At 67.2% G+C, this 19308-nt stretch carries 14 protein-coding genes and 1 pseudogene; 6 read left to right on the top strand and 9 right to left on the bottom strand.

Annotation, left to right across the window (positions count from 1 at the left end; all coding sequences use genetic code 11):
* Both AB0J29_RS33180 and AB0J29_RS33175 read left to right on the top strand, forming a co-directional pair.
* Positions 1-9354: a fatty acid synthase subunit beta domain-containing protein gene (locus AB0J29_RS33180; protein WP_364794576.1), complete on the top strand. Its 9354-nt coding sequence runs from the start codon at positions 1-3 to the stop codon at positions 9352-9354.
* Positions 9355-9458: 104 nt separating this feature from the next.
* On the top strand, positions 9459-9893 hold the full coding sequence (locus AB0J29_RS33175) for a holo-ACP synthase (RefSeq protein ID WP_364794574.1): 435 nt from the start codon (positions 9459-9461) through the stop codon (positions 9891-9893).
* A gap of 75 nt (positions 9894-9968) precedes the next feature.
* On the opposite strand, the gene AB0J29_RS33170 is transcribed toward AB0J29_RS33175, so the two are convergent.
* Positions 9969-10613: a TetR/AcrR family transcriptional regulator gene (locus AB0J29_RS33170; protein ID WP_364507220.1), complete on the bottom strand. Its 645-nt coding sequence runs from the start codon at positions 10611-10613 to the stop codon at positions 9969-9971.
* Positions 10614-10885: 272 nt separating this feature from the next.
* Between AB0J29_RS33170 and AB0J29_RS33165 the strand changes: the two genes are divergently transcribed.
* A complete protein-coding gene (locus tag AB0J29_RS33165; protein ID WP_364794573.1) occupies positions 10886-12160 on the top strand; it encodes a hypothetical protein in 1275 nt (424 codons plus the stop codon).
* A gap of 150 nt (positions 12161-12310) precedes the next feature.
* Here AB0J29_RS33165 and bcp read toward each other — a convergent pair whose 3' ends face one another.
* Positions 12311-12784 (bottom strand): thioredoxin-dependent thiol peroxidase, encoded by a 474-nt coding sequence (gene bcp, locus AB0J29_RS33160; protein ID WP_364794571.1) that lies wholly within the window; start codon positions 12782-12784, stop codon positions 12311-12313.
* Between the two features lie 187 nt (positions 12785-12971).
* Here bcp and AB0J29_RS33155 point away from each other — a divergent pair, with 187 nt between their 5' ends.
* Positions 12972-13193, top strand: coding sequence for a DUF3618 domain-containing protein (locus tag AB0J29_RS33155; RefSeq protein ID WP_364794569.1), 222 nt, complete (start codon positions 12972-12974; stop codon positions 13191-13193).
* A 63-nt stretch (positions 13194-13256) separates the two neighbouring features.
* On the opposite strand, the gene AB0J29_RS33150 is transcribed toward AB0J29_RS33155, so the two are convergent.
* Both AB0J29_RS33150 and AB0J29_RS33145 read right to left on the bottom strand, forming a co-directional pair.
* Positions 13257-13550 carry an excalibur calcium-binding domain-containing protein gene (locus AB0J29_RS33150; RefSeq protein ID WP_364794567.1) on the bottom strand — a complete coding sequence of 98 codons (294 nt, stop codon included), beginning with the start codon at positions 13548-13550 and terminating at the stop codon, positions 13257-13259.
* A 134-nt stretch (positions 13551-13684) separates the two neighbouring features.
* Positions 13685-14662, bottom strand: a complete 978-nt coding sequence (locus AB0J29_RS33145) for a pirin family protein (protein ID WP_364794565.1) — start codon at positions 14660-14662, stop codon at positions 13685-13687.
* Positions 14663-14720: 58 nt separating this feature from the next.
* Between AB0J29_RS33145 and AB0J29_RS33140 the strand changes: the two genes are divergently transcribed.
* On the top strand, positions 14721-15185 hold the full coding sequence (locus tag AB0J29_RS33140) for a MarR family transcriptional regulator (protein WP_364794563.1): 465 nt from the start codon (positions 14721-14723) through the stop codon (positions 15183-15185).
* 1 nt (position 15186) lies between these two features.
* Here AB0J29_RS33140 and AB0J29_RS33135 read toward each other — a convergent pair whose 3' ends face one another.
* From AB0J29_RS33135 to AB0J29_RS33125, 3 genes are all read right to left on the bottom strand, one after another.
* The gene (locus tag AB0J29_RS33135; RefSeq protein ID WP_364794561.1) at positions 15187-15498 is read right to left on the bottom strand and encodes a hypothetical protein; all 312 of its coding nucleotides are present in this window, start codon (positions 15496-15498) and stop codon (positions 15187-15189) included.
* A 94-nt stretch (positions 15499-15592) separates the two neighbouring features.
* Positions 15593-16246 (bottom strand): transglycosylase SLT domain-containing protein, encoded by a 654-nt coding sequence (locus tag AB0J29_RS33130; RefSeq protein WP_364794559.1) that lies wholly within the window; start codon positions 16244-16246, stop codon positions 15593-15595.
* 538 nt (positions 16247-16784) lie between these two features.
* Positions 16785-17255, bottom strand: coding sequence for a MarR family winged helix-turn-helix transcriptional regulator (locus tag AB0J29_RS33125; RefSeq protein WP_364794558.1), 471 nt, complete (start codon positions 17253-17255; stop codon positions 16785-16787).
* A gap of 76 nt (positions 17256-17331) precedes the next feature.
* Between AB0J29_RS33125 and AB0J29_RS33120 the strand changes: the two genes are divergently transcribed.
* The gene (locus AB0J29_RS33120) at positions 17332-17706 is read left to right on the top strand and encodes a cupin domain-containing protein (RefSeq protein ID WP_364794556.1); all 375 of its coding nucleotides are present in this window, start codon (positions 17332-17334) and stop codon (positions 17704-17706) included.
* A gap of 242 nt (positions 17707-17948) precedes the next feature.
* On the opposite strand, the gene AB0J29_RS33115 is transcribed toward AB0J29_RS33120, so the two are convergent.
* Together AB0J29_RS33115 and AB0J29_RS33110 are read right to left on the bottom strand one after the other, a co-directional pair.
* Entirely contained in the window at positions 17949-18806 is an 858-nt protein-coding gene (locus AB0J29_RS33115; RefSeq protein ID WP_364794554.1) for a bile acid:sodium symporter, read from the bottom strand.
* 324 nt (positions 18807-19130) lie between these two features.
* Positions 19131-19308, bottom strand: a pseudogene (locus AB0J29_RS33110) (pirin family protein); the annotation flags it as partial.

Raw genomic sequence — 19308 nt, 5'->3', positions numbered from 1 at the left:
TTGACGATCAATGAGAGCACTGCGGCCGGAACCGGACAGAGCCCGAAAGTGGTTGGGGCGCCACAGCAGGGGGATTCGAGGGCGCCGCTGCTGGATCGACTGCTGGGCGAAACGCCCTACGCGCTGGCCTTCGGTGGGCAGGGTGCGCGTTGGCTCGGTGAGTTGGAGGAGATCGGGCGCGATGCCGCGCTGGAGCCCGAGCTGACCGCATTGGTCAATGAAGCGGCGACACTGCTGGAACCTGTTGCGGCACAACTGCTTGTCGTGCGCCCGGTCGGCTTCGACCCGATCGGCTGGATGCTCGAGAACGAACTCGCCGACGGTGACGAGGCAGAGGTTTCCGCAGCGCCGTCGGAGCAGGTGCTCCGGTCGGCCGCGGTCTCGATGCCCGGCGTATTCCTGACGCAGGTGGCCGCCGTGCGCGCACTGCGGTTGCAGGGTCTGGACGCGAACGAGCACGCGCCGGTCGCGGTCGTCGGGCATTCGCAGGGTCGCCTCGCCGCGACCTCGGTGCAGGCCGGTGGACAGCGCGACGCCGAATTGCTCGCCATCGCCCAAATGATCGGTGCCGCAGCCGGTTTGGTCGCCCGCCGACGCGGTCTGATGCCGGTGGGCGAGCATTCGTCGATGGTTGCGGTGTCCAACATCGACCCCGAGCAGCTGCGCACGGTGGTGGCCGAGGTGTCCGCGGGCGTCGACCCGGCCGCGGCCGCGGTGGTTTCGATTCGCAACGGTCGTCGGCGCGTGGTGCTTTCCGGCACGCCGACCCAGCTGGAGCGGGTGCGTCAGCGTTGCGCCCAGATCCATGACGCGCAGACCCGCGAGCGCGATGCGAAGTCGCGCGGTGGTGCGGTGTTCGCGCCGGTCTTCGAGGATCTGGCCGTCGATGTCGCCTTCCATCACCCCGCGCTCGCCGACACGGTCGACATCGTCAGCGGTTGGGCGTCCCAGTGCGGTCTGGATGCGGAGCTTGCGGGTTCGCTGGCGAAGGAGATCCTCGTCGACCCGATCGACTGGGTGGAGGAGGTCGACGGCGTCGTCGCCGCCGGCGCGCAGTGGATTCTCGATCTGGGCCCGGGCGATCTGCTCAGCCGGCTCACCAGCGGCTCGCTCAAGGGCACCGGCGTCGGCATCCTGGCGGCCGCGACCCGTGCGGGCCAGCGCAGCCTGCTGACCCCAGGTGCCGCGCCCGAGGTGGCCAAGCCGTGGTCGGCCTTCGCGCCGCGCCCGGTGCGCCTGCCGAGCGGACGCGTCGTGGTCGAGACCGCGTTCACCAAGCTCACGGGGCGCTCGCCGATCCTGCTTGCCGGGATGACCCCGACCACCGTCGACGCGAAGATCGTTGCCGCGGCGGCAAATGCGGGCCACTGGGCGGAGCTGGCCGGTGGTGGTCAGGTTACCGAGCAGATCTTCGCCGACCGGGTGGCCGAGCTGAAGACGCTGCTGCATCCGGGCCGCGCGGTGCAGTTCAACTCGCTGTTCCTCGATCCGTACCTGTGGAAGCTGCAACTCGGCGGTAAGCGTCTGGTGCAGAAGGCCCGTGTGGCGGGCGCGCCGTTCGACGGTGTCGTCGTCACCGCGGGCATCCCGGAGCTGGAAGAGGCCGTCGCGCTGATCGCGGAGCTGACCGAGGTCGGCATCACACATGTGGCGTTCAAGCCGGGTACCGTCGCCCAGATCCGCGCGGTGCTGCGTATCGCCGACGAGGTGCCGAACTACCCGGTGATCATGCATATCGAGGGCGGCCGGGCCGGTGGGCACCACTCCTGGGAGGACCTGGACGACCTGCTGCTGGAGACCTACGCCGAGCTGCGCAACCGCGCCAATGTGGTGGTCTGCGTCGGCGGCGGCATCGGCACCCCGGAGCGCGCGACCGAATACTTGACCGGTGAATGGGCTGTGCCGCACGGCTATCCGGTGATGCCGTTGGATGGCGTGCTGGTCGGCACCGCCGCCATGGCGACACTCGAGGCCACCACCGCACCCGAGGTCAAACAGCTGCTCGTCGACACCCCTGGCACTCCGGACTGGGTCGGTGCGGGCACCGCGACCGGCGGAATGGCTTCCGGCCGTAGCCAATTGGGTGCCGATATCCACGAGATCGACAATGCGGCCTCGCGCACCGGCCGTCTGCTCGACGAGGTCGCCGGTGACGCCGGCGCGGTCGCCGAGCGGCGCGACGAGATCATCGCTGCGCTGAATATCACGGCCAAGCCGTATTTCGGCGATGTCGCCACCATGACCTACCTCGAGTGGCTGGAACGCTATGTCGAGCTGGCCGTCGGCTTGGACCGCCGCAAGGACTTCGACTGCGGCAGCGACCTCGGCGACGCCATCCTGGATGCCACCCGCTCGGTCTGGCTCGACATCACTTGGCGTGAGCGGTTCGCGGAGATGATGCGCCGTACCGAATCTCGGCTGCATCCGGCCGACCGCGGCGAGATCCCGACGCTGTTCGAATCCGACGAAGCCTTCGAGAACCCGGTCGACGCGCTGTGCACGCTGAAGCGGCAGTACCCCGCGGCCGAGCAGACCCTGCTGCACCCGGCGGATGTGCCATTCTTCGTCAGCCTGTGCAAGACCCCGGGTAAGCCGGTCAACTTCGTGCCCGTGGTGGACGGCGATGTACGCCGCTGGTGGCGTTCGGATTCGCTGTGGCAGGCGCATGATCCGCGCTACTCGGCCGATCAGGTCTGCATCATTCCAGGAACGGTCGCGGTCGCCGGTATCACCCGCGTCGACGAGCCGGTCGGCGAATTGCTCGATCGCTTCGAACAGGACACGGCCCACTCGCTCGTCCGAGCCGGCGTGGCACCGGTCGCGGTCGACGCGCGCCGCGGCGCCGGTGTCACCGAGGGACCGATCGATACGGTGCTGGCCGCGCCGGATGTCGAATGGTCCGGCCGCACCACGGTCAACCCGATCCACCGCCTCGGCGACGTCGCCGAATGGACCGTCGACGACAAGGGTGCCGTACATCCGCCGACCGGTGCGACGATCACCGAAACCACCGGCCCGGACACCGATCACGCCTACGTCGAGCTCACGGTGCCGCTGTTCGGCGGTGACGCAGTGCGCATCCGCTTGCGCATCACCGTGCCGACCTCCCTGTACAACGGCGGCGCGCCGGTCATCACCGAAACCGATGCCGACACCGCCATGTCCGCACTGCTCGCGGTCGCCGCGGGCCAGGCGCTGCCGGAGGTGAAGGGCACCGTCGCACACCTCAACCTCGCCTGGACCCCGGACCTCATCGCCGACCACGCGGGCGTCACCGGTTCGGGCCTGCCCGGTTCCCTGAGCACGCTCGGGCGCACCGTGCCCGATGTGCTGGTCGGCGCGTGCTGGCCCGCCGTCTTCGCGGTGCTCGGCGCCGCGCGCAGCGCCGATGGCGACAGTGTCATCGAGGGCATGCTGGATCTGGTCCATCTCGATCACCAGATCGCGCTCGAGCGCGATCTGCCGCAGGACACCAGCATTCTCGTGGTCCGCGCCGAATCGGGTGAGGTTGTCGACACCGACCTCGGACGCGTGGTCGAGGTGCGGGTGACCGTCGGTGAGATGCGCGATCAGGGGCTCGACGTTGTCCCGCTGGCGACGCTGACCGAACGCTTCGCCATCCGCGGCCGCAACGGCGCGGGTGAGCTGACCGATCCGCCGCGCGCGGCCGGTGTGGTCTCCGATGCGGCCACCGACACCCCGCGTCGGCGCCGTCGTGATGTCACCATCCTGGCGCCGCGCACCATGCGTGCCTTCGCCGCGGTATCCGGCGACTACAACCCCATCCACACCAGCGATTCGGCCGCCAAGTTGGCCGGACTCGGCAGCCCGATCGTGCACGGCATGTGGCTTTCGGCCGCCGCGCAGCACGCGGTGTCCGCGGTGGATCCCGAAAGCTCCGCTCCGGCGCGGACTTTGACGGCCTGGACGACCCGCTTCCTGGGCATGGTTCGTCCGGGTGCGCAGATCGACGTGCGCGTCGAGCGGATCGCGGTCGACGCGGGCAGCGAGATCGTGGAGGTCTCCTGCCGCACCGACGGGGATCTGGTGATGACCGCGACCGGTCGTACCGCCGCCCCGAAGACCGTCTACGCGTTCCCGGGCCAGGGCATTCAGCGCAAGGGTATGGGTCTGGACGCCCGCGCCCGCTCCAAGGCGGCCAAGGAGATCTGGGAGCGCGCCGATAAGCACACTCGTGCGGCCCTGGGCTTTTCGATCCTGGCCGTGGTCCGGGACAACCCGACCTACCTCAAGGCGCGCGGTGTCGAACACCGGCACCCGGACGGTGTGCTGCACCTGACCCAGTTCACCCAGGTCGCCATGGCGGTGCTCGGTGTGGCCCAGGTCGCCGAGCTGCGCGAGGCCGGTGCTTACGTCGAGGGCGCCATGCTGGCCGGACATTCGGTCGGTGAATACAACGCGCTCGCGGCTGTTGCCGGTGTGCTGCCGCTGGAGGCGGTGCTGGAGGTCGTCTTCCAGCGCGGCTCCGCCATGCACGAGCTGGTGCCCCGGGATGCGGAGGGCCGCAGCGATTATCGGATGGCCGCCATCCGGCCGTCGCAGATCGGGCTGCCCGATGACGAGGTCATCGACTTCGTCTCCGGTGTCGGCGCGAGCGTCGGGGAATTCCTCGAGGTCGTCAACCTGAACCTGCGCGGTTCGCAGTACGCGATCGCGGGCACGGTCAAGGGCCTCGAGGCGCTGGAGACCGAAATCGACCGCCGCCGTTCGGAATTCGGCGGTAAGCGGGCGTTCATCCTGGTCCCCGGCATCGATGTGCCGTTCCACTCCACCGTGCTGCGCGCGGGTGTGCCGGAGTTCCGGGGCAAGCTCGAACAGCTGCTGCCAGTGGACCTGCACCCGGAAATCCTGCTCGGACGCTACATCCCGAACTTGGTGCCCAAGCCGTTCTCGCTGGAGCGCGCCTTCATCCAGGAGATCGCCGATCTGGTGCCCTCGGAGCCGCTGGCCGCCGTGCTCGCTGACTTCGACGACTGGACCGCACGCCCGGCCGAGCTGTGCCGTGTGGTGCTGATCGAGCTGCTGGCCTGGCAGTTCGCCAGCCCGGTGCGCTGGATCGAGACCCAGGACCTGCTGTTCACCGATGCCGCCAACGGCGGACTCGGGGTGGAGCGTTTCGTCGAAATCGGTTTGGGTGTGACGCCGACCGTGGCGAATATGGCCAGCCAGACGCTGAAGCTGCCCGCCTTCGGCACGGTCACCGTCGAGGTGCTGAATATCGAGCGCGAGGCCGCCATCGTCTACTCGACCGATACCGATCCCGCGCCGGTCGACGAACCCGCCGACGAGCCGGTCGAAACCGCTTCGGCGGCGACGCCGGTAGCGGCGACGCCAGTAGCGGCCCCGGTCGCGAGCTCGGGTGGTCCGCGCCCGGAGGACATCGCGTTCACCGCCGCCGACGCCACCCGGGTACTCATCGCGCTGTGGACCAAGCTGCGGCTGGATCAGATCGGCCCGGTCGACACCATCGAGGGACTCTGCGACGGTGTCTCGTCGCGGCGCAATCAGCTGCTCGTCGACCTCGGCGCCGAGCTGTCGCTCGGCGCGATCGACGGTGCGGCCGACGCCGATATGGGTGCGCTCTCGGCCACGGTCGAGCGACTTGCCCGCACCTACAAGCCTTTTGGTTCGGTGCTCTCCGATGCCATCGGCGATCACCTGCGCAAGGTCTTCGGCCCGTCCGGTAAGCGGCCCGCCGCGATCGCGGAGCGGGTCAAGAAGGTCTGGGAGCTGGGCGACGGCTGGGCCCACCACGTCACCGCCGAGGTTTCGCTCGGCACCCGCGAAGGCGTCAGCGTGCGCGGTGGCGACCTCGGCGGGCTGGTCGCCGGTGTGAGCGACGCCGCGTCGGTCGATGCGGCCATCGACGCAGCCGTGCAGGCCGTCGCGGCCCGTCGCGGTATCGCGGTATCGCTGCCGAGCACGGGCGGCGGTGGTGGTGCCACCGTGGACGCCGCGGCGCTGGGTGAGTTCACCGAACAGATCACCGGTCGCGACGGCGTGCTCGCCACGGCCGCCCGTGTGGTGCTCGAACAACTCGGCCTGACCGAGCAGGCCTCCGCGCCGGAGGCCACCGACGACAGCCTGGTCGATCTGGTCTCGACCGAATTGGGTTCGGACTGGCCGCGTTTGGTCGCGCCCGCCTTCGATGCCCGCAAGGCGGTGCTGATCGACGACCGCTGGGCGACCGCACGCGAGGATCTGGCCAAGCTCTGGCTGCTCGATGACATCGGCTCCGACGAGGAGTCGGTGGAGGGCTTCCGCGGTGCCGGTGCGGCCGTTGCGGCACAGGCCAACTGGTGGCGCGAGAAGGCCAAGCACGAGGCCCGCTCGGTGCTCGCCGGACGGTACGAGCGCATCGCCGATGCGGCGCTCGACACCGAAGAGATCGGCCTGTGGTCCTCGGATATCGCCGTGATCACCGGTGCCAGTAAGGGTTCCATCGCGGCGGCGGCCGCCGGTCGTCTGCTCGGCGGCGGTGCCACGGTCGTGGTCACCACGTCGAGCCTCAACGACGAGCGGCTCGGCTTCTACCGCAAGCTCTACCGCGAGAACGCGCGCCACGGCGCCGCGCTCTGGGTCGTGTCCGCGAATATGGCGTCCTATCAGGATGTCGACGCGCTGATCGACTGGGTTGGCAGCGAGCAGGTCGACAATGCGGGCGGTGCCAAGGTCAAGATCAAGGACGCGATGACCCCGACCCTGCTGCTGCCGTTCGCGGCGCCGCGGGTCGCCGGTGATCTCGCCGACGCCGGCGCCCGTGCCGAAATGGAGATGCGGGTGCTGCTCTGGTCGGTCGAGCGGCTCATCGGCGGGCTGTCCAGGATCGGCGCCGATCATGATGTCGACGCGAAACTGCATGTGGTGCTTCCGGGTTCGCCCAACCGCGGCATGTTCGGCGGCGACGGCGCCTACGGTGAGTCCAAGGCCGCACTCGACGCGGTGGTCGGCAAATGGCGGGCCGAGAAGTCGTGGTCTAGTCGGGTCACCCTGGTACACGCCTTGATCGGCTGGGTGCGCGGCACCGGGCTCATGGGCCACAACGATCCGATGGTGAGTGCGGTCGAGAAGGCCGGTGTGCACACCTGGTCCACCGCCGAGATGGCCGATGAGCTGCTCAAGTGGTGCACCTCGCGGGCCCGTCAGGTGACCGCGACCGGACCGCAGCAGATCGACCTGACCGGCGGACTCGCCAGGGTCAAGCTAGATCTGCCCGCACTGGCCAAGCAGGCTCAGGAGGAGGCGTCGCCCGAGACCGAGGAACCCGTTGCGGTGGCGACGATTTCGGCCCTGCCCGCACCGCCGACCATGAGCTCGGTACTGCCGGTGCCCGAATGGGGTTCGGTCACCGCCGATCTCGCCGACATGGTCGTCATTGTCGGTGCCGGCGAGCTCGGCCCGTACGGTTCGGCGCGCACCCGGTTCGAGATGGAGGTCTCCGACGAACTCTCGGCCGCTGGCGTGCTCGAACTCGCCTGGACCACCGGCATGGTGGCCTGGGAGAACGATCCCAAGCCCGGCTGGTATGACAGCGAATCCGGTGACTACGTCCCCGAACACGAGCTGGCCGAGAAGTACCATGACGCGGTCGTCGCGCGCTGCGGTGTGCGCCGCTACGAGGACGACGGCGCCATGATCGACAATGCCGCACCGCTGATGACCTCGGTCTTCCTGGACCAGGATCTGACCTTCACGGTCGGCGGCGAGGCGGAGGCGCGTGCCTTCTACGCCTCGGATCCGGAGCACACGGTGATCATGCCGGTCGCCGATTCCGGTGACTGGCAGGTGATCCGCAAGGCGGGCACCGAGATCCGGGTGCCGCGCAAGGCCAAGCTGTCGCGCATCGTCGGCGGTCAGATCCCGACCGGCTGGGATCCCACCATCTGGGGCATCTCCGCCGATATGGTGGCCTCGGTGGACCGGGTCGCGCTGTGGAATATCGTCTGCACCGTCGACGCGTTCATCAGCTCCGGGTTCAGCCCGGCCGAGCTGATGAGCTGGGTGCACCCGAGTCTGGTCGCCAACACCCAGGGCACCGGTATGGGCGGTATGTCCGCGATGCGCTCGCTCTACATCGACAACCTGCTCGGCGAGTCGCGCCCGAACGACATCCTGCAGGAGGCGCTGCCGAACGTCGCGCTCGCGCATGTGGTGCAGTCCTACGTCGGCAGCTACGGCGCGATGGTGCATCCGGTGGCGGCCTGTGCGACGGCCGCGGTGTCGGTCGAGGAGGGGGTCGACAAGATCCGTTTGGGCAAGGCCGAATTGGTGGTCGCCGGTGGCTTCGACGATCTCGGTATCGAGGGCATCGTCGGCTTCGGTGATATGTCGGCCACCGCGGATTCGGCGGCCATGAGCGCCAAGGGCATCAGCGACCGCTACTTCTCCCGCGCCAACGACCGCCGTCGCGGCGGCTTCGTGGAATCGCAGGGTGGCGGCACCGTACTGCTCGCCCGGGGCGACGTGGCGGTGGAGATGGGCCTGCCGGTGCTCGGTGTGGTCGCCTTCGCGCAGTCCTTCGCCGACGGCGTGCACACCTCCATCCCGGCGCCCGGCCTCGGCGCGCTCGGTGCGGGCCGAGGCGGTCGCGAATCCAAGTTCGTCGCCGAACTGAGCAAACTCGGTGTGGCGCCGGACGATATCGCGGTCATCTCCAAGCACGACACCTCGACCGCGGCCAATGATCCGAACGAGTCCGAACTGCACGAACGGTTGGCAACGGCCATCGGACGCTCCGAAGGCGCCCCGCTGTTCGTGGTTTCGCAGAAGAGCCTGACCGGACATGCCAAGGGCGGTGCGGCCGCCTTCCAGCTCATCGGTCTGTGCCAGGTGCTGGAAAACGGTGTCGTGCCGCCGAATCGGAGTCTGGACTGCGTCGACGACAAGATGCAGGCCTACCCGCATCTGGTCTGGGCGCGCGAACCGCTGCGTTTCGGTGAGCGGTTCCCGCTCAAGGCTGGTCTGCTGACCTCGCTGGGCTTCGGCCACGTCTCGGGTCTGCTCGCGGTGGTGCATTCGGAGGCGTTCATCCAGGCGATCGAGCCGGGACGGCGCGAGGAGTACCAGCGCCGGGCGCAGGAGCGTCAGCTCGCCGGACGGCAGCGGTTCACCGAGGCCATGTGCGGCGGTGCCCCGCTGTACGAGCGGCCCGCGGATCGGCGCCTGGGCGCCGATGGCACGCCGTCGGAGCAGAAGCGGCAGCTGGAGGCCGACGTGCTGCTCTCGACGGAGGCTCGCTTGTCCGGTAACGGCACCTACCGGGCCGACGGCGCGGGTTGCGGCACCGGGGCAGTGATTCTCGGGCGACTCGACGCCGGTGGCTCTATGGCATAGCGGCTTCGGCCACTACCGTGCAGAGTGCGGTCGCTGCGGCGGCCGCACTCTCACTTTTTGTTCGGGAGTTTCATTGGGCTCGAAGGCTGAGGAGCGGCGACGCATTGACCATCCTGGGTATCGGCTTGGACTTGGTGACCATCTCCGAGTTCGCCGAACAGTTGCAACGGTCCGGAACCACCATGCTCCGGGAGAGTTTCACCGCCGGTGAGCGGCGGTACTGCCAGAGCAAGGGCACCGACCCTGCCCGCAGTTACGCGGCGCGCTGGGCGGCCAAAGAGGCGGTGCTGAAGGCCTGGGCGTCTTCGCGTTTCGCGCGCCGCCCGCAGATCGGCGACAACCCGTACCCCCTCATCGAGGTGGTCAACGACGCCTGGGGCCGCCCGAGCATCAAATTGCACGGCCTCGCGGCCGAATTCCTGCCCCGCGTAAGGGTTCACCTGTCTCTGACCCATGACGGCGACACCGCCGCCGCCATGGTCGTCCTCGAGGATCCGGGTGAACTCGCCGACCTGATCGAAGGTCGCGAAGCGCAGTAGCCGAACCGGGCATCCTCTATTCGAGGCGGGCACCTCGGACACAGGGTGCCCGGCTCGAATACGGGTTGCCGAGGGTTAGCGCTGGCTGGCGGTTCGGGATTCCTTTTCGGCGACCATGAGGTACGCGACCATCAGGCGCTTGAGTTCGGAGACGGCTTCGGTGTTGGACTGGTCGTCTTGGACGGAGAAATTCAGCATCGAGTAGACGACGTGCACCAGAACTTCGGCCATCATGGTGCGGCGCGCGCGAGGGGTGCGGGGAGTTAGCGGGCGCAGCATTTGCGAGACGAGCTCGGCGAATTCCTTTTCATGGATCGCGCCGGTGGCTCGGGTGGACGGGGTCGACTGCATCGCCAGCCATACTTCGCGCCGGGACGGATCGGTCATCCACAGATTCGCCAGGTGGTCGACGAACTGGTTCATATGCCGCAACCAGTCCAATGACGGGATTTCACCGTGGAAATCGGCGAGTTCCTGGGAAACCGCAACCAGGTCTTGGCGATTCAGCTCGCAGACGATGACGTATTTATTGGCGAAGAACTGATACAGCGTGCCGATCGGCACCTCGGCCCGTGTCGCCACCTCTTCACAGGTGAACGATTCGAACCCGACCTCGACGAGCAATTCCCGGGACGCCTGCAAGAGGGCATCGAACTTGCGTTTACTGCGTTCCTGAGTGGGCCTGCGCCGCGGCATGAGCTCCTGCGGGTCGTCCTGCATGTCCAACGCAGGGTCCGGTCGTCGCTTCGACCTGGCCTCCGTGCGTACATCCACGTATCAAGGCTAGCGGTATCAGCACAGGTGCGATACGCGCACGGTATCTGCGTGTTAAGAACGGTCACATTTCATCACCCATCCAAGGCGGAATCGGCACCGAACACATAACCGAGCGTGCGTGCATCTCGGCGCACGTTTCGAGCCGGGGAATCCAAGGGGCTCAGGGGTTTCGGCAAGCTCGTGAGCACGGCAATTGCACTGGGAAGGCGTGATCAGTGGGAGCTCGATCTGCGGTAACACTTGGCGTTTCCACCGAACGCGGCGCCGTTCACGCGGTGGCCCTCGCCGACGGCGAGAAGCTACCTGAGCGGGTGCTGCTGCAGCGGGTGGTAAAAGCTCGTGGTGACTCGAAGGCAGACCTGGCGGTCGCGGTCCAGACGGCGATGGACACACTGGCCGCGGAGTTGGAGTCGAAGCGGGAGATCGTGGGCGCGGCGGTTACCTACCGCGATGCCGCCGAGCGGCGCGCCATCGTCACCAAATTGGCATCCGGTCCGTGGCATACCGCCTCGCTGGTGTCGGCCAAGGCGGCACATCTGAGTGTGGCAGGGGGCATGACCTGGCTCGATGAATTCGACGACCTGCTCATCTGCGAGGTCGTCGCGGGGCATCAGGCGTTCACCCTGATCGACGGCAAGCGCAGCCGGGTGCTGGCTGCGACGAGCCAGACCGGCGTCGCGACCGCCGAGGCACTCGACGAGGCGGTGTCGAAGGCCTGGGATCAATTCGAGGCGGCCATGGTCCGGCCGGATGCGGTGGTACTGATCGGCTCGGCCGCGGGCGGCCCGGTGGTGGCCACGGCGATGGATGGCTTCGGCGCGCCGGTGCTGCCGTGCAAGATCGCCACCTTCGCCTCGGCGGTCGGTGCCGCGCTGTTCGCCATGAGCGATGTGACGGGTGTACGCGAGCCGGTCGAGCGGGTGCGGAGCACGCGCGGCCACACGGCGCTGTTCGCCGCGGCCAGCGTATTGGCGGGCGGACTGGTCGCTGGTGGCACATACGTGACGGTGCGGGGTACAGGCGCGGTCATCGCGGACGCGCGGGTCACCGCGGATACCCGCGTGGTCGACGGTGGCACCGGATCGGCGAGTGGCTCCACCGCGGGCTCCTCGGTACATCCGGATATCAACCCGTTCGATCGTCCGGAGGCACGACAGCCCACGCCTGCTGGATCCACCTCCGACTGGTCGGTGGCCGACCTCGATCTGGACAACCTTCCCCAGTACAACGAACACTGGGGTGCGCTGCCACCCGTATTGTTCGCTCCGGATGCACTCGAGCACGGAAATGACGCGGCCGGATCGCCTCAGCAGTTCCCCGGCACCGGAATCCCGGGGCCGACCACCAAGGTTGGTGCTCCGAACGCCGCCATGCTCTTCCCGGGTGAGGCTCCGCCGCCGCCGGCCTTCAGTCCCGAGTTCTACCACTGGTGGGACAACCACTTCCGCATGCTCATGCAGTGGGCGGCTCAGCAGTTGCAGCCCACTTAGGCGAAAACCTTCGAGAGGTCCGGTGCCCCCGCGGCTCCGGACCTTTCGTTTTATGCGCATTCGACTTGGACGAAACCCGTTGGGCGCAAATCGATCTGGTTTGGTCCGGATCGGCTGCGAACCGGTCGTGCGCTGGTTCGAGCAGCAGGCCTACACCGACAGGTCGCGACGAAGTTTTGCGACGTGGCCGGTCGCACGGACGTTGTACTGCGCCACTTCGATTTTGCCTTTTTCGTCGACCAGGAATGTGGAGCGGATAACACCGGTGACGGTCTTGCCGTACATGGTCTTCTCGCCGAACGCACCCCATGCGGTGAGGACGGATTTGTCCGGATCCGAGAGCAGCGGGAAGGTGAGCTTTTCGTTGTCGCGGAATTTGGCCAATTTGGCCGGTTTATCGGGTGAGATGCCGATGACTTCGATGCCCGCGCCCGCGAGGTCGGCGAGGTTATCGCGGAAATCGCAGGCCTGTTTGGTGCAGCCGGGGGTGCTCGCGGCGGGGTAGAAGTAGACGATCACCTTGCGGTCGCGGTAATCGGACAGCGATACGTTCTTGCCGTCCGCATCGGGCAGGGTGAAATCGGGGGCGGGATCGCCGGGGGAGAGTCGTTGGTTGTCGGTCACGTCTTGCACGGTAATCGAACGCCTCGACAACACGGCCGCACCGACACAACTCGGCTGGCTAGACTCGTCGGCGAGCGCGCTTCGCGGCACAATGAACTGGTGGTGTGAGCGACGGGCTCGCCAGGCGGCAGCTGCATAACCACGGACAGACCCGCGAGTACCGCAAATTGAACACAGGAGGATATACGTGGCTAGGGATACCGAGCGAATCGAGCGGGAGATCGAGGTCGCGCGGACACGGCTCGCGAGCACGCTCGACGAAATCGCCGTACGGGCCGATCCACAGCGCATTGCCGATGACACCAAGCACATGGTGCTGGCGAAGCTGAACCAGCCGAAGGTGAAGTACAGCCTGATCGGCGCGGCCGCGGTGGTCGTCGGGTTGGCACTGGTCAAGATCTTCCGCTGAGCCGAAAACGTAGAACACCCGGTGTGATCGGCCACACCGGGTGTTCTACGTTTCAGGGATATATCAGACCGTGGGGCAGGCGAAGCCGTCGCCGTCCGGATCCAAATGCGGGGCGTAGCCCGGTTCCCCGCGGAACAGCGGTGCCCGACCGGCCGCACGGGCCTCATCGCAGTTGGCGAATGCGCCACCAGCCGACCCGGTCTGGGATAGGCCCGCCGAACCGGTCGCGGCCGATCCGGTATCGACGGCGGATGAGCCCGTTCCCGAAGAACCGGTGGGCATGGCTAGGGCTGCGGGTGCCGCTAGGAAGGACAGTCCCGCGGCGGCAATACTGACGGTGAGCCGGCGAACGTTCATATATTCCTCTGTTTGTGTGCTGCGGTGAAGTAGCGTCCAGGGGAGACGCCGCATCCACTGTTGTGACGGGCCGCGTACTTGTCAACCGCGCAGGAAACAATTGGGGGCATTAGGCGCCAACGCCCCGTCCTCCGTTATTCGCCCAACCGCCTACCCGTCAGATGTTCGGCCGGGATATTGCCCATGCGTCCGGCCTGGTAATCGTCCATCGCCTGGATGATTTCGGCTTGGGTGTTCATGACGAACGGGCCATATTGCACCATAGGCTCTTTGATCGGCAAGCCGCCGAGCAGCAGCACCTCCAGATCGCCGGTTCTGTTGTGTTGCAAGGCATCCGCGGCGAGGGTGATCGAGTCGCCGGGGCCGAATACCGCGAGTTGGCCTGCACTGATCGGTTGGCGCTCGGCACCCACGGTTCCGCTGCCGGACAGTACGTATGCCATCGCGGTAAACCGTTGCGGCCATGGGGTTTCCAGTTGACCGCCCGGGGTGATGGAGGCGTGCGCGTAGGCGATCGGGGTGTAGGTCGAACCCGGACCCGCGAAGCCGCCCATCTCGCCCGCGATAATGCGCACCAGTGCGCCACCGTCGTGCGAACTGACCAGCGTCAATTCACTGCCGCGCAGATCCTGATAGCGCGGCGCGGCCATCTTCTGCGCGCGCGGCAGATTGACCCACAGTTGGATGCCGTGAAACCAGCCGCCCGCGATGACCAATTCCTCGGCGGGCAGTTCATCGTGCAGAATGCCGGAACCGGCCGTCATCCATTGAGTGTCGCCCTCGCTGATGACGCCACCGCCGCCGTTGGAATCGTGGTGCACCATGGTGCCGTCCATGACGTAGGTGACGGTCTCGAAGCCGCGATGCGGATGCCACGGCGCGCCCTTGGCCTCATACGGCTCATAGGCGACCGGGCCCATCTGGTCCAGCAGGATGAACGGATCGGCCGAGCGCAGATCCATGCTCGGGAACGGGCGGCTCACCTCGAAGCCCGCGCCTTCGCGCTGCTTGTGCGCCGTGGTGATACTGCCGACCTTCCGCTCGCGCGTGGCGTCGGTAGGGCGGGGCAGTCGCGGCAGCACCATGATGTCGGCGACAGTGATGGCTGGCATGGGCACCTCCTCAATGGTTGGTGTCCATGTCAACCAAACAGTGGCTAGGATCATTCCCGTGGTCCGATGGCTGAACGATGACGAGCAGGAGACCTGGCAGGCCTTTATCCGGCTGCGCCAGCGGCTGGACGCGGCGCTCTCGGCGGGGCTGACCCGAGACGGCCTCTCCGCCGCCGACTATGAACTGCTGGTGCCGCTGTCGACGGCCCCCGGCGGTTGCCTGCGCGCCAAGGAATTGGCCGCCGAGGTCTGCTGGGAGAAGAGCAGGCTCTCGAAACACCTGGCGCGCATGGCTTCTCGTGGACTCGTCGACCGCCGCCCGGCCGAGGATGACGCCAGGGGGATTCTGGTCGAACTCACCGCAGAGGGGCGCAAGGTGCTCGAGACGGCGGCCCCGAACCATGTCGAACTGGTGCGCCGGATCTTCGTCGATCCCATGACACCCGCGGAGGCGCGGGCACTGCGGTCGCTGGCCGACAAGGTGGTCGCCGAGGCGGAAAGCGGCACGGAGCTCGGCTACTGAATCACCACGGTGTGATCGGCGGCTTCACCCACAACAGCTTCTCATCGGCGTGATTGCGTTGTGCCGCAGGATGATTCGGATGACGAGCGGCCCAGGTGTCCTTCTCGTCGAGCAGCTGGGCCACATTCGTCCAGGTCTCGCCGGTGCTCGGCGGATTCGTCGCGGCGGCGCGCGCCAGCTTCCGCAGGGTCGCCGCGGGCATGTCCAGCAGTTCGGCCCCGGTGATGCCGCGATCCCAGATATAGGCCGCGAGGCGGCGCGCCTTCTCGGCGCGACTCTTCGACGCGTGGTCGGAGTGGGCGTAATCGGTCATGGCGCAGTCCACATCGATGGTGGTTGGTCTGCGATGACCCTACGACAACGCCTCCCCGCGGTTGGGCGGGGAGGCGTTGTCGAGACGTCGCGGATCAGTACGCCGAGCTGACGTTGTCCATCGAGCCGTAGCGGTGCGCCGCGTAGTTGCAGGCGGCGGTGATGTTGGCTACCGGATCCCAGATGTCCCAGGAGGTGCCGTCGACGTGGTAGGCGTTGAAGGTCGGATCGATCACCTGGAGCAGGCCCTTGGACGGGATGCCGGCGGCGGCGTTGGAGTCCCAGAGGTTGATGGCCCGGGGATTGCCGCTGGATTCGCGCATGATGTTGCGGTGGATGCCATCGTAGCTACCCGGGATGCCGTGCGCGGCCATGATGTCCAGGGCCTGGCGGATCCAGCCGTCGAGGTTGTCCTCGTAGTAGACCGCGGCCGCGATCGGGGCTGCGACGTGGGCCGGCGCCGGGGTCGGGGCCGGAATCGGCGGCAGTTCCGGCAGCGCGGGCAGAGCGGGAATGATCGGGGCATCGACCGGCGCGGCCGCGGCCACGGGTTCGGCCACCGGTTCGGCCGCGGGAGCGGGGGCGGACTGCTGGTCGGAGACCATGGCAATGCGCGACGGAACGCTGTCGTCGGCCAGCGCGATGATGGAGGAGGTGCCGACGGCGATGACACCGGCCGCGGCCACTGCGAGGGTGACACTGTCACGCAGCGACAGGCGGCGGAAAGAGGAGAGGCGTTTGTCGAGCATTTCGAAATCAGTTCCTTGATCGTGTCCAGAGAGGCGATCCGGCCCGGTTCGAGCAGCGCGGATCTCCGACGGGCACCCGGTGGGAAGCCCGCCTGAATCGGTTCGTATGCTGTTTTCGGTTTTGTTGTGAAGGCCAGGCGAGCCCTGGCGCACGACGCGGTATGAGCCACCCGGGGTCGGTTCCCTGCGGGTGCCGCTGTCGAGCGGGGGAGAATGCGGTCGCGGACTGTGGTGCCGCTGATATCTCCGGCGACCGCGGCGGGTGAAACCCATCTGCCGTTTGCGGTCGTTTTCCGACTGTGTGTGGATTGCTCCTCGGTGTAACCAAACTGCAGGTCTGTTTCCTGACCTGGTCTCAGCTTGGTCACGAGGGGTTAATGCGGGGTGAACGAATAGTTAATGGACGGGGTTGCCGATCTTGGAAAGCCCTGGTCGCACTTCCTGAAACGCTGTCTATGCGGGGAGTTTGCCCCTAAACGTCATGTGATGTAGGTCACTTAAAAATCCCGGTAATGCAGGTCACTTTGTCTCAATTCGGTCACCATGAGGCGGGACGGACGCGTCCGGGGGCCGCTACGCGAACCAAAGCGTTACGCAATTCGGTCACCGCAGAATCGCCCAAAATGGACGCCCACTGGGCGGCGAAGTTCGCCGCCGCGGCATCCGCCGCGCGCGTGCAGGCCCACCCCTTATCGGTGAGGGTGATCAGTCGCGCGCGGGCATCGTCGGGATGTGTGTTGCGTTCGGCGTAGCCCTTGTGCACGATTTCGTCCACCAGTTGACTGGCGGCTTGTTTGGTCACACCCAGGTGCTCGGCCAATTCGCCGACCGTTGCTCCGTTCGGCGCCAGCCGCACAAACGCGAACCCGTGCGTCGGCCTTACGTCGGCGAACCCGGCGGCGACCACCCCGGCGTGAATGGCATCCGTGGCGGCCGCCCCCGCTGCCAGCAACAACAGCGCGAGATCCTGGCCGGGCCGCACTGGCGAAGCGGGTTTCGAATCCGACATGACTGACATCTTGACACAGATAGGCAAGTTGCTTGACTATATAGTCAAGCAACTTGACCAAATGAAGGAGTAAGACATGCCGGTAACCCGCGCCGCCGATGCTGAAGTCCACGAAATGCACGGCACCCGATTCACCTCCTACATCCGCCCCGGCACCGGCAGCGCCGAACTGTGCGTCTGGCAGATCCAGGTGGCGGCCGGAACGGAAGGTGTGCCGCACAAGGTGCTACGGGAGGAGGCGTTCATGGTCATCCAGGGGGCGGTGACGATCACGATCGATGGCCGAGCGGAGGCGCTGATGGCCGGTGACGCCGCCGTGGCGCCCGCGAATTCGATGATCGCCCTGACGAATTCGGCCGCCGAGCCGGCCGTGCTCGTTGTGACGGTCCCGGTCGGATTCCGCGGTGAGCTGTCGGACGGCACCGTCATCAACCCGCCCTGGGTCAACTGAAGCCGCATTACCCAGGGTGAGTCGTTCGATGCTTGCGGATCGCCCTGGGGAGTTGCAGCCCGGCGACGTCCTGATCGTCGAGGTGCGTTACCCCGCACGATACGGTTCGGGACCGGTCGCCAGCGCACTGGTCTTCTCGCCGTCGCCGTTCATGCTGCAGGCCCCGGACAACCCGGCCGGAATTCCCATGGCTGCTCGGGAGGAAATGTGGGCACAGTGGCGCGTGTTGTCGGATTGCCCTCCTAGCCCGTGTCACCGCCGTCGGCGGTGGTGCGGGCCAGTCGCCGCGACAGCGGCAGCAGAATCAGCAGGCTGACGATGGCCACCACGACCACCATGACTGCCACGCTGGGATCGGTGAAGCTTTGGCCGCCGACCACCAGCGCTGCAGCAATGTTGCGCTGGGCGGTGCCTAAACCGAGCACCGGCCGAGTGCCTGTAGCGGGGCCGCCCAGGACCCAACCCAACCCATAGCCGATCGCGATGAACAGCAGTCCGGCCAAGATGGCGCGGGTTCCGAACACCGACAGCACGTTGTGGAAGTTGACCACCACCAACAGCAGCATCACGGCCACGAGGCTGAGACTGGACAGCCGGTCACACCAAGGCTTGACGGCCGCGGCAGCACGGGGCAGTTTGGCATTGACCGCGAGTGCGATGCCCAGCGGGACGAGCATCAGCACGACCAGGGAGCGGGCGATCTGGCCCGGGTCGACCGAGACCCCCGGCAGCAGCAGGGGCAGCACCAGCGGTAGGTAGCCCACGGTGATGACCATCAGCACGACCATCAACGCCACCGCGAACGCGAGATCTCCCTTGGCGATCTGAGCCAGCTTGGGCAAGAAGGGCGCACCGGCGGCGGCGCCGAGCAGCAGCAGGCCCACGCCGAAGGGTTCATCGAGGTCCAGGATCTTGGCCAGCAGCACCGCCGCGGCGGGCATCAATACGAAATTGGCGAGGAGCGACATCGCCACCAAGCGCAGATTACGCAGCGGGGCGGTGATCTCGCTGATCGTGAGCCCCAGGCCCATCGCTACCATGCTCGACACCACGAAGATCAGGGTGGCGATCGGGACGGCGTGTTGCAGTACTGCCATCATGGCACTGACCTCGCTTCCGTCGGGCCGATCGGGTGCTTCGCCCGCGATCTCGACGTGCGCGACCGCTACAGCGACGAGGGCGGAATACCGCCTGCGACCAAACTATCTCGGCGCATATCTGGCCAGCCACGATCGACTCGACGGCAAAACCGATTGGCCGCTCGACGGGCAGGGCAACCACCCGCTGACGCTGGCCCGGTGAGGCGGAGGTAGGCCTGGCGGAGCTGCGGTGGCAGCGGTTGCGTCGGTAGATGAGTCTGTCGTCTCGGGCTCCGATGGTGTAGTGCGCGGAACGGTCCCCTGACGGTGGATGGGCACCGAGGGTCAGAACTGGACGCTGGCGTGCATTTCCCAGACCAGGATCTCGGCGGGCTCGCTCGCGGTGACCTGCTGGCCGCCGGTAGCGGTGAAGCGCACCGCGTCGCCGGTGTGCAGCGGGCCGGCGCCCTCCAGTGTCACCGCGCCGCGGGCCACGAACAGGTGCAGGAACGGCGCGTCGGGC

This window comes from Nocardia sp. NPDC049707 (assembly GCF_040674855.1).
Lineage (GTDB): Bacteria > Actinomycetota > Actinomycetes > Mycobacteriales > Mycobacteriaceae > Nocardia.
Note: the sequence above shows the minus strand (reverse complement) of the source record. Positions and strands in the feature narration are given on the sequence as shown.

Excerpts from the sequence above, each read along its gene's own strand:
- AB0J29_RS33125 (WP_364794558.1), bottom strand. The coding sequence starts at position 17,255 with ATGTCGGATTCGAAACCCGCTTCGCCAGTGCGGCCCGGCCAGGATCTC.
- AB0J29_RS33145 (WP_364794565.1), bottom strand. The coding sequence starts at position 14,662 with ATGCCAGCCATCACTGTCGCCGACATCATGGTGCTGCCGCGACTGCCC.
- AB0J29_RS33120 (WP_364794556.1), top strand. The coding sequence starts at position 17,332 with ATGCCGGTAACCCGCGCCGCCGATGCTGAAGTCCACGAAATGCACGGC.
- AB0J29_RS33150 (WP_364794567.1), bottom strand. The coding sequence starts at position 13,550 with ATGAACGTTCGCCGGCTCACCGTCAGTATTGCCGCCGCGGGACTGTCC.
- AB0J29_RS33130 (WP_364794559.1), bottom strand. The coding sequence starts at position 16,246 with ATGCTCGACAAACGCCTCTCCTCTTTCCGCCGCCTGTCGCTGCGTGAC.
- AB0J29_RS33170 (WP_364507220.1), bottom strand. The coding sequence starts at position 10,613 with ATGCAGGACGACCCGCAGGAGCTCATGCCGCGGCGCAGGCCCACTCAG.
- AB0J29_RS33135 (WP_364794561.1), bottom strand. The coding sequence starts at position 15,498 with ATGACCGATTACGCCCACTCCGACCACGCGTCGAAGAGTCGCGCCGAG.
- AB0J29_RS33115 (WP_364794554.1), bottom strand. The coding sequence starts at position 18,806 with ATGATGGCAGTACTGCAACACGCCGTCCCGATCGCCACCCTGATCTTC.